Source organism: Nonomuraea sp. NPDC059194 (assembly GCF_042754765.1).
In the GTDB taxonomy this organism is placed as follows: Bacteria; Actinomycetota; Actinomycetes; order Streptosporangiales; family Streptosporangiaceae; genus Nonomuraea.
In genome coordinates, this window is the sequence record NZ_JBHZBH010000006.1 from 76320 (window position 1) to 90398 (window position 14079).

A 14079-nucleotide genomic window follows, 5' to 3' on the forward strand; every position below is an offset into this window, starting at 1 on the left:
GTCGAGCCTATGCCCGGCTGGAACCCGGCGGCCAGATCACCCGCACGGGCATCCCGGCCCGCTCGGCCATGGCCACCACCTCGGCGGTGCCGCCGCGTCCGCGTCCGGTCGCGCCGTCCCACACCGCGACCAGCTCGTCGGCCTCGGCGAGCATCGCCTCGGCCGCCGCGAGGTAGGCGGGCACCCCCGCCTGGTCGAAGGGCAGCTCGACGACCTGGGCGGCCTTGCCGAGCAGCATGTCGTAGGTGTGGCGGGCGTCGGCGGGCAGGCTTTCCCTGTAGTGGTGGGCGGGCAGGACGGCGTGCAGTTCGCCGCCGGCGGCGATCGTCTCGGCGGCGAAGATCTGGTCGCTGCCCTCGGCCAGGCAGGACACGCCGACCAGGTCGGGGCCCGCGGCCGTCAGCTCCTCGCGCAGGGCCTGGCCGACCAGCTCGACGGTGCGCGGCGTGAGCTCGCGGTGACCTGTCACGGCCAACCTCGTCATCGGGTCCTCACCACCTGGAAACCGGCCAGTGCCAGGATGCGGGGCAGGTTCCTGACCGTGTCGCGGTCCTTCTCCTGCGCGGCCGCTGACAAAGTGGACCAGTCTCCTATGTCGGGATGCGTCTTTTTCTCATCATCCCTCAGCGGTCCGTGAGACCACCCGCGGGTCATCATCATCCGTACCCAGCGCACGTGCTCCATCTCGGCCAGGAGCTCGATCTCCTCCTTGGTGAAGGCGAAGCCGAGATCGGGGTCGACGCGCGGGCCGAGCGCGCAGCCGACCTCCTTCAGCTTCCTGCCGACGTCCTCGGCCAGCAGCCGGTTGGACTCCCGCTTGTCCTCCGCCAGCTCCTCCCACGGCACCAGCGAGGGGTTGACCGCCGTCCGCCCGCCCCTGGCCCGCTGGTCGGCCAGGTAGTGGTTGTGCGCAGCCTTCGCGAGCGTCTCCACCAGGTCCTCGGCGATCAGCGCGGGATCGCCGGCCGCGTCGGTGACGGGGAAGACCCTGAGCGCGCCGTCCAGCCCTTCCAGCAGGCTGGAGTCGAAGGCGGCTGCGTGGTCGACGCGGACGACCAGCGAGCCTGGCCCGCCGCCCCACAGGCGCGGCGAGGTGAGCGCCACCTTCAGCGCGAGGTCCTGGTCGGGGTAGCAGACGTAGACGCGGCGCGAGGGCTGCGGCAGCACCTCGGGCAGGCTCACCTGCTCGGGCTCCAGGTCGATCGCCTCGAGGTCGCAGGCCGTCAGCAACTGGTCGTGCCTGGCGCACAGGGCCGTCACCGTGCTCGTCGCGGCCGCGTCGACGACGGTGATGGGCAGCGGCCCGAGCTCCGGCGCGTGCAGGCGCCAGTGCCTGGCCAGCTCCAGCAGCAGGGTACGGCCGAAGGTGCCGAGGCCGATGACCATGACGGGGTCGGCCGTGGTGGGTGGGTCGTTGTGCAGCAGCACGCGGGCCGCGAGCGTGTCGGGGTTGAAGAAGTCCAGGTGCAGCCCCGTCGGCCTGGTCAGGCCCAGCCGCCTGGCCCGCAGCGCGGCGCACATGTCGGGGTCGGCGATGAGCCCGTAGGCGGCCAGCGGGCGGGTCCTGGGCCGCGGCAGGGCGTGCGCGGCCAGCGCGATCGCGGTGTTGGTGGCGCTGTCGCTCTCGCACGCGTACAGGACGGCGGCGCGCTCGACGCCCGCGGCGCGCAGCACGGACGGGTCGCGCGGGTCGCCCTCGACGTGCAGGACGCCGCGGTCGGCGTTGGGGGTGGGGGCGATCTGCACCACGCCGCGGCCGGCCGTACGCAGGCGGTTGGTCAGCACGGCCGCGATCGGGCCGGTGCCGCAGACGACCGCGTGGCCGCGCGAACGGCGGGCGCGCAGCCGGCGGATCTCGGTGGAGAACAGCAGCAGCAGACCGGCGACCAGTGCGTAGATCGTCGCGGCGGGGGCGGTGAAGCGGGCCACCTCCAGCGTCCATCCCAGCGGCGCGTGGTCGACGTCGAAAGGCGCGGGATCCAGGACGAACAGTTGCAGCGAGTAGTAGACCAGATCGAAGGCGGAGGCCTGCGGGAGATAGGCGCCGAAACCCACCAGGCCGAGCACGAAAGACGTCACCACGAGTACGGCAAAGGACAGCCGTAATGCCATTCCGCCACGATATTTTCGCCATCTTTGAAAGTCCAGTCGCCTGTCGTGTATTCATGTCTGCATGGACCCCGTCAATGCGTTTCTCGCCTGGTCCACCGAGGCTGAAGGCTCCGAGTCGGTCATCAGGGCGGTCCAGTCGGTGAAGGCGCAGCTGGCCGAGCGCCACTACGACGTCTACGACTGGAGCGAGCAGCCGCACAGTCGCAACATCGGCATCGAGATCCAGGAGCAGATCCGCAGGTCGGACATTCTCATCCTGGAAGGAAGTACGGTTCGCCCCAATCTGGCATTTGAAGTCGGATTTGCGCGAGCGCTGGATTTGCCCGTCGTCGTCATCAAGCAGGAGGGCACCCACGAGCTGCCCGAAGACTTCGGCGCCCCCCGTTACCTCAACTATCCGAGCGCGAGCAGCGACGCCGGATTCGGCAAATTCGAGACCGATTTCGGCAGGCTGCTCGACCGGCTGGAGACCGAGTCGCTCAGCCCGGGACACCGCGCCCTGCGCCGCAAGCTGACCCAGCTGCACGGCGGCCTGCAGGCCGTCCTCAGCAACCACGACGCCGACCACCCGCAGCTCCACCTGCGCAGCGGCTGGCTGGAGGCGCTGGCCTCCGAGGTGCGCAACTCCGGCCCGTCCAACCTCGTCACCGACGCCGACTACTACTCCCACTGCTTCGCCGAACTGCGCGACTGGAACGACGGCCCGATCAGGGCCATCGCCGACCTGACCGACAACACCGAGACGTTCTGGCAGAGCGACCTGGAGCACCCCGAGCTGATGAGCTCCCAGGTCACCGAGCGGATCTTCCTCATCGACTGGCGACTGTTCTTCCAGGGGGAGGCGCAGCTGTCGCGCCACATGTCCATGTGGCGCGACCACCTCGGCAGCCTGTCGGGCAGCGGCTACGAGGTCTACGTGGCCGCCGTCGACGACGTCGGGCTCGGCGTGCGCCACCCGTTCGGCGACACCGCCGTCGGCGCCCACCTGCTGCTGCTGCACCCCGACTGCATCGGCGGCTACCGGCGCAGGCTCGAAAGCGACTTCGGCGAGCGCCGCATGCTCCACATCGAGCGCGACCGCCACCGCTTCAACCTGGCCAGCCGCTACTACGAGGCGGTCAAGGCGCGGGCGGTGCGCTTCGACCCCAACCACGACTTCCACACGCTCAAGCGCGAATGGCTGGGCAAGCTGGAGATCGGCAGGTGGGACGAGCACTGGACCTTGCGCACCGAGCACCGCTCACCGGCCTACTTTGACCGCTACGACCAGCACATCCGCACCTGGATCCCGATGTACGACGATCTGATCCAGGACTGCTCGGCCACCGTCGCCAGCGAGATCCTGCGCATCTTCCAGGAGATCGACATGTCGGTCTCCGTCCTGGAGATCGGCTACGGCACCGGCAGCCTCACCGCCGCGATCGTGCCGTGGATCCGCACCCTGTGCGAGCCGTTCGAGCAGCTCGGCCAGCTCTACCCGGTCGACAGCTACCGCGCCATGGACCGCGCGGTGCAGATGCGCAAGCTCGCCCACGGCAAGATCGGCGCCGACCTCAACCGCTGGGTCCGCCTGCTGAACAAGACCGCGTGGGACGACGTCGAGGACAACATCACCTACAACGTCATCTTCGGCTCGCTGGTCACCCACTTCCTGCTCGGCCAGAACCCCACCGAACAGTCGGTCGACGCCTTCTTCGCCGAGTGCGCCAAGCGCCTCGAACCCGGCGGCAGCCTCGTCTTCTCCGACTGCTTCGCCCCCGAGGAGGAGAGAGACCGGCTGGGGGCGGTGGCCGCCTGGCGCGGCTGGATGATCGACAACGGCCTGTCGGAGGAGTACGCGGACGCCTACCTGGCGGGCAACCAGGACATGGTCAACGCCGTCTCCGTCGCCCGCGTGACCGCCGGAGCCGAGCGCCACGGCCTGCGCCTGGTCAAGGAGAAGCTGGTCGGCTCCACGCAGATGTTCCGCCTGCTGGTGTTCCGCTCCGCGCGCTGAGCGCCGCGACGTAGGCCAGCGCCTGCGCCCGCGCGCACGCGGCCACGGCCTCGTCGGGCGGCAGGAACCGCGGATCGTGCAGCCCGGCGTGGGTGAAGCCGGGCGCGCCGCCGAGCCCGACGAAGGCCATCAGCGTGGGCCGCGCGGTGCCGTAGTGGGCGAAGTCGTCGCCGCCGCAGGAGTGCCAGGCGGGCGCGAGGGCGAACCCGGCCGCCGCCGCCCTGCGCCTGGCGGCCTCGGCCAGCGCCGGGTCGTTGACCAGCGGCGGCTCGCTCTTGGTGAAGGTCAGCCGCGCCGTGCACCCGTGGGCGGCGGCCACGTGCTCGGCGCACTCCCGTACTGCCAGCCGCAGCTCGTGCTGGTCGGCCGGGTCCAGCGCGCGGACGGTGACCAGCGCGTGCCCCGCGCCGGGGATCACGTTCTCGGCCGTTCCCGCGTGGACGGCCCCGACCGTGAGCGTCGCCCCGTGAACCGGGTCGATCCGCCGCCCCACCAGCCCGTGCAACGCCACCACCAGCTGGGAGAGCGCCAGCACCGGGTCCCTCGTGCGGTGCGGGTAGGCGGCGTGCCCGCCGCGCCCCTCGACGTCGATCCTGATCGCGTCGGCGGCCGCGTTGACCGTGCCGGGATCGGCGCCGATCGTCCCCCACGGCAGATCCGGGTGGACGTGCACGGCCACCACCGACTCCACCGCCTCCGCCTCCAGCTCGCCGTCGCGCAGCAGCGCCACGGCGCCCGAGGGATGCCGCTCCTCGCACGGCTGGAAGATCGCCACCAGCGGCGCGGGCAGCTCCGTCCTGCGCGCCGCCCGCACCAGCGCCACCAGCGCGGCCAGATGGACGTCGTGGCCGCAGGCGTGCATGTGCCCGTTGGCCGAGGCGAACGCCGCCCCGGTCCGCTCGGTCAGCGGCAGCCCGTCCAGCTCGGCCCTGACGCCGATCGCCGGCTCGCCGTCCCGCCCGACCCTGACGAGCATCCCGGTGCCCGCCACGACCCTGTGCGGAAGCGGCAGGTGCTCGGCGATGACGGCGCAGGTCTCCGCCTCGGCGCCCCCCGGTTCGGGTACGGCATGCAGCCGGTGACGCAGGCGGATCGCGTCGGGCAGCTCGTCGTCCAGCAGGCGAAGCAGGGCGCTTAACGTCACGAACGGAGTATGGGCCGGTTCTCCACGCGTTTCCACCAGGTGAGCATCCGCCACACCCATTCGAGCGGGCCGTACCTGAACCTGGACAGCCACCACCAGCTGAACAGTAGCTGCGCGACCAGCGTCGCCCCTGCCACCGCCAGCACCGGCCAGCGCATCGGGGCGGTCAGCGCGATGACCACGGTGCCGGAGACGTAGTTCGTCAGCGCCATCTTCCCCATCGGCTCCAGCCACCGGGGCCGCGCCCACAGCACCAGCAGGGAGTAGGCGGCGGCGCCCGCGAGGCCCGCCGTCACGTAGATCCACCACTGGCCCGTCATCGGATAGATCCAGGTCAGCACCGCCGAGACGGCCGCCGACACCACCAGCCCCGGCAGCAGCCACCGGCGTCCTGGCCGCAGCTCCATCAGAGCCATGCCGATCAGGAAGAGGCCCGGGATGATCAGGATGCCGCCGCCCACCCAGACGCCCCACGCGAGCGCCGCCACCCCGAGCACCAGGATCGGCCAGCCGCCCGACAGGAACGAGACGGGCAGCAGCACGCCGATCCCGAACACCGCGTAGTAGGTCAGCACCTCACCTGGGTACCAGGTGCGCTGGATCAGCCCGAACACCAGCAGCCACAGCAGCCTGCGCAGCAGCACCCACCGGGAGGCGCTCTCCAGCACCAGCGCGAAGCTGATGCCGAACAGCAGCGAGAAGATCGGGTAGAAGCGGCCCTGGAGGAACGTCTCGACCCACCACTCGTTCTTCGGGCCCTCGGTGTGCTGCCAGGTGTTGACCAGCATGATCCCGCACACCGCGAAACCGCGGAGCGCGTCGAGCTCTCTGATGCGCGTCACAGGAACCAGGACCACCACCATACGAGGAAACCGGCCGCGATCACGGTGGCCAGGATGTCAGCCGGGTGATCAGGTCTCGAGACTAATAGTCTGGCCTCGTGAGCGATCCCCTTGTTTCCCGAATGCGACAGTTCGGCACGACGATCTTCGCCGAGATGAGCGCGCTGGCCGTACGGACCGGGTCGATCAACCTGGGGCAGGGGTTCCCCGACACCGACGGCCCGCCCGCGATGCTCGACCGCGCGGTGCAGGCCATCAGGTCGGGCGCCAACCAGTACCCACCGGGACCCGGCGTGCCCGAGCTGCGGCAGGCCGTGGCCGAGCACCGGCTGCGCCACTACGGCCTCACCTACGATCCCGACGGCGAGGTGCTGGTCACCGTCGGGGCCACCGAGGCGATCGCGGCCTCGGTGCTGGCGCTGTGCGAGGCGGGCGACGAGGTGATCGCCTTCGAGCCCTACTACGACTCCTACGCCGCCTCGATCGCGCTGGCGGGGGCCAGCCTGGTCGCGGTCACCCTGCGGCCGGTGGAGGGGCGCTTCACCTTCGACCCCGACGAGCTGCGCGCCGCCGTCACGCCGCGCACCAGGGCGATCCTGGTCAACTCGCCGCACAACCCGACGGGCACCGTGTTCACCGCCGAGGAGCTGGCGTTCATCGCCGGGCTGTGCCAGGAGCGCGACCTGGTGGCGATCACCGACGAGGTGTACGAGCATCTGACCTTCGACGGCGTCGAGCACATCCCCCTGGCCACGCTGCCCGGCATGCGCGAGCGCACGGTGATGATCGCCTCGGCGGGCAAGACGTTCTCGGTGACGGGCTGGAAGACCGGCTGGGTGTGCGCGCCGCCGGAGCTGGTGCGGGCCGTCCAGACGGTCAAGCAGTTCCTGACCTTCACCGCCAACGGGCCCTGGCAGCTCGCCGTGGCGTACGGCCTGCGTGAGGAGCTGGCCTGGGTCGCCGACCTGCGAGCGGGTCTCGAAGGCAAGCGCGACCGGCTGATGAGCGGGCTGGCTGCGGCGGGGTTCGACGTGCTGAAGCCCGCCGGCACCTACTTCGTGCAGACCGACATCAGGCCGCTGGGCTTCACCGACGGCCTGGAGCTGACCAGGCGGCTGCCCGAGCTGGCCGGGGTGGTGGCGATCCCGACCCAGGTCTTCTACGACCACCCCGAGCGGGGCAGCCACTTCGTCAGGTTCGCCTTCTGTAAGAAGGACGAGGTCATCGACGAGGCGGTGACCAGGCTCAAACGCCTCGGGTGATAGTGGTATACCGTTACGCGCATGGAGATCCTCGTGGTCAACCCCAACCGCGTCGACGGCTGCACCCGGCTGATCCACACGGCGGCGCGCGCCGCCGCCGCACCCGGCACGAACGTCACCACGCTCGCGCCGCGGCGCGGGCCCGTCGAGCTGACCGGGCAGTGCGAGGTGCTGTTCAGCGCGGTCGGCGTCCTCGAACTGATCGCGGAGACCCCGGCCGACGCGGTGGTGATGGCGGGGTTCGGCGAGCCGGGCAAGGAGGCGGCGCAGGAGCTCACCGCCGCTCCCGTCCTCGACATCACCGAGTGCGGGCCGCTGCTGGCCCGCACGCTCGGCGCCCGCTACACGATCGTCACCTCCACCGCCGCCGCGGTGCCGATCGTCGAGGACCGGCTGCGCGCGCTGCGGCTCGACGCGGCCTGCGCCGGCGTCCTGGCATCGGGCCAGAGCGTGCCCGACCTGGTCGACCATCGGCAGGCGGCGACGAAGGCGGTCGTCGACACCGTGCGCAGGGCCGGGACCGAGGTCGTCGTGCTGGGCTGCGGCGGCATGGCGGGGCTGGCCGCGTTGGTGGCCGCGGCCACCGGCAAGATCGTCGTGGACGGCGTGAGCGCCGCGATCAAGCTGGCCGAGTCGCTGGGCGCGCTCGGCCTCACCCACGCGCGCGCCACACGCCCGCCCGTCACCGGATGGCCGTTCGACGACTGAAAGCCGCGCCACGGGTCAGGAGATCACCTTCACCGGCAGCTTCCGCTGCCTGATCGCGCCGCGCACCGCCTTGGCCAGCTGCGCGTACTCCGCGGACCGGGCCGAGCTCGCCCGGTAGGCCATGCCGATGGTCCTGCCGGGCGCGGGAGCGGCGAACCTGCGCAGTGCCAGCCGTACCCGCTTGCCCGTCTCCACCGGCACCGCCGACTCCGGCAGCAGCGTCACCCCGAGCCCGCCCGCGACCAGTTGCACGAGCGTCGGCAGGCTGGTGGCGTAGGTGGTCGCGGTGGCGCGCGCGCCCACCTCCCTGCACACGTCGATCGCCTGCTCGCGCAGGCAGTGGCCCTGGTTGAGCAGCACGATGTCGAGCCCCTTCAGTGCCGACCTGCGCAGTGGCGCCTCCTCGCCCGCCAGCGGATGCCCCTCTGGTACGGCCAGCAGGAAGTCCTCGTCGTAGAGCGGCTCCTCCACCAGCCCGCTCGTCTCGGTCGGCAGCGCCAGCAGTACCAGGTCGAGCCTGCCCTCCCGCACCTCCTCGAGGATCGTCTCGGTCTTGGCCTCGTGGACGGTCAGCTTCAGGTGCGGGAAGCGCCTGGCGAACATCGGCAGCAGCGCCGGCAGCACGTACGGCGCGACCGTCGGGATCACGCCCAGGTGCGCCGGCCCGCTGAACGGCTCGCGGTTGCGCGCCACCTCGCCCACCAGGTCGTCGACCGCGGCCAGCACCCGCGTGGCGTGCGCCGCCACCCGCTCGCCCGCCGGGGTCAGCAGCACCTTGCGGGTGGTCCGTTCGAGCAGCTGTGTGTCGAGGATCTCCTCCAGCGCGGACACCGAGCCCGACAGCGCGGGCTGGCTCATCTTGAGCGCGGTGGCGGCCTCCCGGAAGTGCAGATGCTCGGCTACAGCGAGGAATGCCCGCAGCTGAGCGATGGTGGGAGTGGGCTCACTGATAGGAATCACCTCTCAGATTGGTCCGACTGCTCGATTTCTCGTATCAATGCTAGGTGCGGCAACCTGGAGGCACTGACAACGACGTCTTACAAGGAGACATTCACGTGCTCACCGTTGGTGACAAGTTCCCCGAGTACGAGCTCACCGCCTGCGTCGACCTCGACCCCGAGAAGGCGTTCACGGAGATCAACCACAAGACCTACGAGGGCAAGTGGCGCGTGGTGTTCTTCTGGCCGAAGGACTTCACCTTCGTGTGTCCCACCGAGATCGCCGAGTTCGGCCGCCTCAACGAGGACTTCGCCGACCGTGACGCGCAGGTGCTCGGCGTCTCCGTCGACTCGGAGTTCGTCCACCACGCCTGGCGCAAGGACCACGAGGACCTGCGCGACCTGCCGTTCCCGATGCTGAGCGACATCAAGCGCGAGCTGTCGTCCGAGCTCGGCGTCCTCGGCGAGGACGGCGTCGCCCAGCGCGCTACCTTCATCGTCGACCCGAACAACGAGATCCAGTTCGCGATGGTGACCGCCGGTTCGGTCGGCCGCAACGTCAAGGAGGTCCTGCGGGTCCTCGACGCCCTGCAGTCCGACGAGCTGTGCCCCTGCAACTGGAACAAGGGCGAGAAGGGCCTCGACGCGAAGGCGCTGCTGGGCGCATGAGCGAGCGAAGCGAGCGCAGGGAACACTGCATCCTGATGCTCGTGCGACCGACGAAGGAGGGCGCATGAGCATCGACACTTTGAAGGCCGCGCTGCCCGACTACGCCAAGGACACCAAGCTCAACCTGGGCTCGGTCACGACGACCTCGTCGCTGACCGACCAGCAGCTGTGGGGCACGGTCCTGGCGTGCGCGCTGGCCACCAGGTCGGCCCGGGTCATCGCCGAGGTGTCGCAGGAGGCCACCGGCAACCTGTCGGCCGAGGCCGTCAAGGCGGCCAAGTCCGCCGCCTCGATCATGGCGATGAACAACGTCTACTACCGCGCCACCCACCTGATCGGCGACGAGCAGTACAGCACGATGCCGGCCAGGCTGCGCATGACCGTCATCGGCAACCCGGGCGTCGACAAGGTCGACTTCGAGCTGTGGTGCCTGGCGGTCTCCGCGATCAACGGCTGCGGGCGCTGCCTGGAGTCGCACGAGCAGGTGCTGCGCGGCGCGGGCATGCCGCGCGAGCAGATCCAGGAGGCGCTGCGGATCGCCGCCGTCGTCAACGCGACGGCGGCGACGCTGGAGGCCGAGGCCGCCCTCGCGACGGTCTGACCCGCCTTCCCCGAAAGGGCGCCCCTCAGGCGAGGGGCGCCCTTTCGGCGTCGCACCCTACGACCGCCGGTCGGCTCGCCGGAAGCCCCTCGACCGGTGCGGCCGTCCCTCGGCCTTTCTGGGAACGTCTCGGCCGACGAGGGCCGTCCCCCGACCCGCCGGGAACCGCCTGACCGGTGCGGGCCGATCCGTCAGGACTCCAGGAACTCCTCGACCGCGGCCGTGAACTCCTCGGGCGCCGCGGAGTGGATCAGGTGCCCCGCGTCGATGGTGACGAGCTTCGCGCCGGGGATCAGGCCGGCCAGCGGCGTGGCGTCGATATGGCTGGACGGCCCGCCCGCCAGCACCAGCGTGGGCGCGGTGACGCGCTTGAGCCCTTCCGCCCACGCCGGGTCGGGGGAGACGATCTGCCGCTCGGTCTCGACCATCATGGGCGAGTCGTCCTCCAGCGGCGGCCGGTCGACCGGCAGCGGCGCCGGCGGATCCTCCAGCACCAGGACCGAGACCAGGTCGGGGTAGTTCATCGCCAGGTGGTAGGCGACCACGCCGCCGAGCGAGTGACCGATCAGCACCGCCTGCTCGACGCCGAGCGCCCTGAGCAGCGCCACGATGTCCTCGGCCATGTCGGGCAGCTCGTAGGTGGCCGGGTGCTCGCTCGCGCCGTGGCCGCGCAGGTCGGGCGCGATCACGTGGTAGCGCTCGGCGAAGCGGCGGGTGTAGAGGTTCCAGTGGTTGTGGTCGGCGGTACGGCCGTGCAGCAGGACCATCGTGGGGGAGGCGGGGTCACCCTCCTCGCGGTAGACGAGGTCGATGCCGTTGACGTGTGCGGTGCGAATCACGCCCGTGAGGCTACCCTCGCCCGCGAATGCCCGTCGTGCGGGGACCTCGCGAGGGTGCGGGTCGTGCGGGGCCCTCCCGAGCCGGCCGTCACGCCGCTCGAGGTGACGGGCCGCGAGGCGTGAACGCGCTGCGGCGGCACCGCTGGCCGCTGGCCCTTACCGTCGACAAGGCGGGTGCGAGAGAACCGCGTCAGCAGGCAGATCGCGGACAATCCCGCCAAGGCGAGCACTGCTTGGATCAGTACTACCCAGGCGATCATGAGAGCTCCCAACCGGCGTGACGAATATCTCTTAAGACTGTTTACAGTACAGAGCCCAAACTCGGAAGCGGGCAAAGCCCTAGTAAAGCCCCAAACCGGGGCATTTGCCTAGGGGTGTGCCCGACCCAAAAGCCACGCTCCACGCCATGCCGAGCGGCCCATCATGGGCAAAGGTTGCCAATGAACGGCCTCCACGGCCTGGGTAGCGTCGCGACCGTGGGTGAAAGGGTACTCATCGCGCTCGGCGGCAACGCCATGACGGCCCCCGACGGCAGCGCCTCGCCACGCGACCAGCAGGCCGCGGTCGAGGCGGCGATGCGGCAGGTCAGGGCGCTCATCGAGGCGGGCCGCGAGGTCGTGCTGACCCATGGCAACGGCCCGCAGGTCGGCAACCTGCTGCTGAAGAACCAGCTGGCCGCCTCGGTCGTGCCGCCGGTGCCGCTCGACTGGTGCGGCGCGCAGACGCAGGCCACCATCGGCACGCTCGTCATGAACGCGCTGGGCGGCAGGACCGCCACCGTCGTCAGCCGCACCCTGGTCGACGCGCGCGACCCCGCCTTCGAGGACCCGGTCAAGCCGATCGGGCGCTACTTCACCGAGGCGGAGGCGCACAGGTTCGAAAAGCTCGGGCAGAGCTGGCGGCGCTTCGAGCGCGGCTGGCGGCGCGTGGTCGCCTCACCCGAGCCGCTGGAGATCCTCGACGCGGACGCCGCGACCGCGCTGATCGCCGCGGGGTTCACCGTCGTGGCCGCGGGCGGCGGGGGAGTGCCCGTCGTACGGCAGGCAGACGGCTCGCTGACCGGCGTGGAGGCGGTCGTCGACAAGGACCTGGCGGCGGCGCTGCTCGCGCGTGCCGTACACGCGGAGGTTCTGATCATCGCGACCGACGTGCCGAACGCCGTCGTCGGGTACGGCGGGCCCGACCCGAGGCCGATCGGCCGGATCTCCGCCGACGAGCTGCGTGTCCTGCACGCCGCCGGGCACTTCGCCGGGGGGAGCATGGGACCGAAGGTGGAAGCGGCCCTGCGCTTCGTCGCAGGCGGGGGCAGGCAGGCCGTGATCACCTCGCTGGAGCACATCGCGAACGCCGATGTCGGTACGAGAGTGGAGAGATAGATGCCGGAACCGATCGAAGTGCGCAAGGTCGCCATCGAGAGCGTGACCGACGCCTCAGGGCTGGAGAAGCTCATCGACGACGGGGTCATCGAGGCGCACAGGGTGCTCGCGGTGATCGGCAAGACCGAGGGCAACGGCGGCGTCAACGACTACACCCGCATCCTGGCCGACACGGCCTTCCGCGGGGTGCTGGCCAGGAAGGGACATCCCGCGCCCGAGAGCGTGCCCCTGGTGTGGTCGGGCGGCACCGACGGCGTGCTCAGCCCGCACGCCACGATCTTCGCCACCACCGCGAACGCCCCCGCCACCGACGAGCCGAGGGTGTCGGTCGGCGTGGCGATGAGCGACGTCATCCTGCCCGAGGACATCGGCAGGCCCGCCATGGTCGAGAAGGTCGCTGCAGGAGTGCGGGAGGCGATGAAGGTCGCCGGGATCGACGACCCGCGTGACGTCCACTACGTCCAGACCAAGACCCCGCTGCTCACGCTGGCCACCATCACCGACGCCAAGAACCGCGGCAAGGACACCGCCATCGAGGAGACGGGCCCCTCCATGGACCTGTCGAACTCCACCACCGCGCTCGGCATCGCCGTCGCGCTCGGCGAGATCGAGATGCCGTCCGCCGACCAGATCCACCGCGACCTGTCCCTCTACAGCAGCGTCGCCTCCTGCTCCAGCGGCGTCGAGCTGGACAGGGCGCAGATCGTCGTCGTCGGCAACGTGCGCGGCATCGGCGGGCGCTACCGCATCGGACACAGCGTCATGAAGGACGCCCTCGACGCCGACGGCATCTGGGAGGCCATCCGCGACTCCGGCATCGCGCTGCCGGAGCGTCCGCACCCCTCCGACCTGGGCGAGCGTCTCGTCAACGTCTTCATGAAGTGCGAGGCCGACCCCTCGGGACGGGTGCGCGGACGGCGCAACATCATGCTCGACGACTCCGACGTGCACTGGCACCGGCAGATCAAGGCCACGGTCGGCGGCGTCGCCGCCTCGGTCACCGGCGATCCCGCCGTGTTCGTGTCCGTCGCCGCGGTCCACCAGGGCCCGTCGGGCGGCGGCCCGGTCGCCGCGATCGCCGACCTGTCCTGATCCCGTACGGCCCAGCGGCCCGGCTCCCGGAAACCCCGGCGGCCGGGCCGTTCGTCAGCGGCCTTCGAGGTGGTCGATGTTGGCCACGTCGGCCGGATCGACGCTGGGCGCGCCCGCGAACCACGCGTCGAGGATCTCGGCCAGCAACGGCTCGGAGACCACGCGCAGGCTCAGGGCGAGCACGTTCGCGTCGTTCCACCTGCGCGCGCCGTCGGCGGTGTAGGCGTCGGCGCACAGCGCCGCCCTGACACCGGGCACCTTGTTGGCCGCGATCGAGGCCCCGGTGCCCGTCCAGCAGCACACGACGGCCTGCTCGGCTCTGCCCTCCGCCACATCGCGTGACGCCGCCTCGCTGGCCCAGGCCCAGTCGTCGCGCTCGGTCTCGTCGAGCGCGCCGTGCGCGATCACCTCGTGTCCGCGTTCGCGCAACCGCGCCACGAGCGTCGCGGCCACCCCGTCGAGGCTGTCGGCCGCCACCGCGATCCGCATGACTCAATCCA

The 14079-nt window shown here is 70.9% G+C and carries 14 protein-coding genes; 7 read left to right on the plus strand and 7 right to left on the minus strand.

The annotated features are described in order from the left end of the window. Positions 1-7: 7 nt before the first annotated feature. Positions 8-484 carry a hypothetical protein gene (locus ACFXJ8_RS10795; protein ID WP_379643631.1) on the minus strand — a complete coding sequence of 159 codons (477 nt, stop codon included), beginning with the start codon at positions 482-484 and terminating at the stop codon, positions 8-10. After that, entirely contained in the window at positions 481-2112 is a 1632-nt protein-coding gene (locus ACFXJ8_RS10800) for a RyR domain-containing protein (protein WP_379643632.1), read from the minus strand. Before ACFXJ8_RS10800 ends, ACFXJ8_RS10795 begins: the two co-directional genes overlap by 4 nt. A 61-nt stretch (positions 2113-2173) precedes the next feature. On the opposite strand from ACFXJ8_RS10800, the gene ACFXJ8_RS10805 reads away from it, so the two are divergent. After that, positions 2174-4108 carry a hypothetical protein gene (locus tag ACFXJ8_RS10805; protein WP_379643633.1) on the plus strand — a complete coding sequence of 645 codons (1935 nt, stop codon included), beginning with the start codon at positions 2174-2176 and terminating at the stop codon, positions 4106-4108. On the opposite strand, the gene ACFXJ8_RS10810 is transcribed toward ACFXJ8_RS10805, so the two are convergent. Both ACFXJ8_RS10810 and ACFXJ8_RS10815 read right to left on the minus strand, forming a co-directional pair. Beyond that, positions 4044-5252, minus strand: a complete 1209-nt coding sequence (locus ACFXJ8_RS10810; protein WP_379643634.1) for a M20 family metallopeptidase — start codon at positions 5250-5252, stop codon at positions 4044-4046. The two genes, ACFXJ8_RS10805 and ACFXJ8_RS10810, sit on opposite strands and share 65 nt — an antisense overlap. Next, positions 5249-6094, minus strand: a complete 846-nt coding sequence (locus ACFXJ8_RS10815) for a DUF418 domain-containing protein (RefSeq protein ID WP_379643635.1) — start codon at positions 6092-6094, stop codon at positions 5249-5251. The genes ACFXJ8_RS10810 and ACFXJ8_RS10815 overlap by 4 nt, the downstream gene beginning before the upstream one ends. A gap of 98 nt (positions 6095-6192) precedes the next feature. Here ACFXJ8_RS10815 and ACFXJ8_RS10820 point away from each other — a divergent pair, with 98 nt between their 5' ends. Together ACFXJ8_RS10820 and ACFXJ8_RS10825 are read left to right on the plus strand one after the other, a co-directional pair. Then, positions 6193-7356 carry a pyridoxal phosphate-dependent aminotransferase gene (locus tag ACFXJ8_RS10820; RefSeq protein ID WP_379643636.1) on the plus strand — a complete coding sequence of 388 codons (1164 nt, stop codon included), beginning with the start codon at positions 6193-6195 and terminating at the stop codon, positions 7354-7356. A gap of 21 nt (positions 7357-7377) precedes the next feature. Continuing rightward, a complete protein-coding gene (locus tag ACFXJ8_RS10825; protein ID WP_379643637.1) occupies positions 7378-8064 on the plus strand; it encodes an aspartate/glutamate racemase family protein in 687 nt (228 codons plus the stop codon). Positions 8065-8079: 15 nt separating this feature from the next. Here the strand turns inward: ACFXJ8_RS10825 and ACFXJ8_RS10830 are convergent, their stop codons facing one another. After that, a complete protein-coding gene (locus ACFXJ8_RS10830) occupies positions 8080-9024 on the minus strand; it encodes a LysR substrate-binding domain-containing protein (protein ID WP_379643638.1) in 945 nt (314 codons plus the stop codon). A 95-nt stretch (positions 9025-9119) separates the two neighbouring features. Here ACFXJ8_RS10830 and ACFXJ8_RS10835 point away from each other — a divergent pair, with 95 nt between their 5' ends. Then, entirely contained in the window at positions 9120-9671 is a 552-nt protein-coding gene (locus tag ACFXJ8_RS10835; RefSeq protein ID WP_379643639.1) for a peroxiredoxin, read from the plus strand. Positions 9672-9735: 64 nt separating this feature from the next. Then, positions 9736-10272, plus strand: a complete 537-nt coding sequence (locus ACFXJ8_RS10840) for a carboxymuconolactone decarboxylase family protein (RefSeq protein WP_379643640.1) — start codon at positions 9736-9738, stop codon at positions 10270-10272. A gap of 191 nt (positions 10273-10463) precedes the next feature. Here the strand turns inward: ACFXJ8_RS10840 and ACFXJ8_RS10845 are convergent, their stop codons facing one another. Further along, complete coding sequence (locus tag ACFXJ8_RS10845; RefSeq protein WP_379643641.1) at positions 10464-11111, minus strand: alpha/beta fold hydrolase; 648 nt, start codon at positions 11109-11111, stop codon at positions 10464-10466. Between the two features lie 476 nt (positions 11112-11587). Between ACFXJ8_RS10845 and ACFXJ8_RS10850 the strand changes: the two genes are divergently transcribed. Continuing rightward, entirely contained in the window at positions 11588-12487 is a 900-nt protein-coding gene (locus ACFXJ8_RS10850) for a carbamate kinase (RefSeq protein WP_379643642.1), read from the plus strand. Continuing rightward, positions 12488-13579 (plus strand): ring-opening amidohydrolase, encoded by a 1092-nt coding sequence (locus ACFXJ8_RS10855; RefSeq protein ID WP_379643643.1) that lies wholly within the window; start codon positions 12488-12490, stop codon positions 13577-13579. Between the two features lie 54 nt (positions 13580-13633). On the opposite strand, the gene ACFXJ8_RS10860 is transcribed toward ACFXJ8_RS10855, so the two are convergent. Further along, on the minus strand, positions 13634-14068 hold the full coding sequence (locus ACFXJ8_RS10860) for an RpiB/LacA/LacB family sugar-phosphate isomerase (protein WP_379643644.1): 435 nt from the start codon (positions 14066-14068) through the stop codon (positions 13634-13636). Positions 14069-14079: the final 11 nt, after the last annotated feature.

Coding starts and splice junctions, on each gene's coding strand:
- ACFXJ8_RS10805 (WP_379643633.1), top strand. CDS start 2,174: ATGGACCCCGTCAATGCGTTTCTCGCCTGGTCCACCGAGGCTGAAGGC.
- ACFXJ8_RS10795 (WP_379643631.1), bottom strand. CDS start 484: ATGACGAGGTTGGCCGTGACAGGTCACCGCGAGCTCACGCCGCGCACC.
- ACFXJ8_RS10840 (WP_379643640.1), top strand. CDS start 9,736: ATGAGCATCGACACTTTGAAGGCCGCGCTGCCCGACTACGCCAAGGAC.
- ACFXJ8_RS10860 (WP_379643644.1), bottom strand. CDS start 14,068: ATGCGGATCGCGGTGGCGGCCGACAGCCTCGACGGGGTGGCCGCGACG.
- ACFXJ8_RS10800 (WP_379643632.1), bottom strand. CDS start 2,112: ATGGCATTACGGCTGTCCTTTGCCGTACTCGTGGTGACGTCTTTCGTG.
- ACFXJ8_RS10855 (WP_379643643.1), top strand. CDS start 12,488: ATGCCGGAACCGATCGAAGTGCGCAAGGTCGCCATCGAGAGCGTGACC.
- ACFXJ8_RS10825 (WP_379643637.1), top strand. CDS start 7,378: ATGGAGATCCTCGTGGTCAACCCCAACCGCGTCGACGGCTGCACCCGG.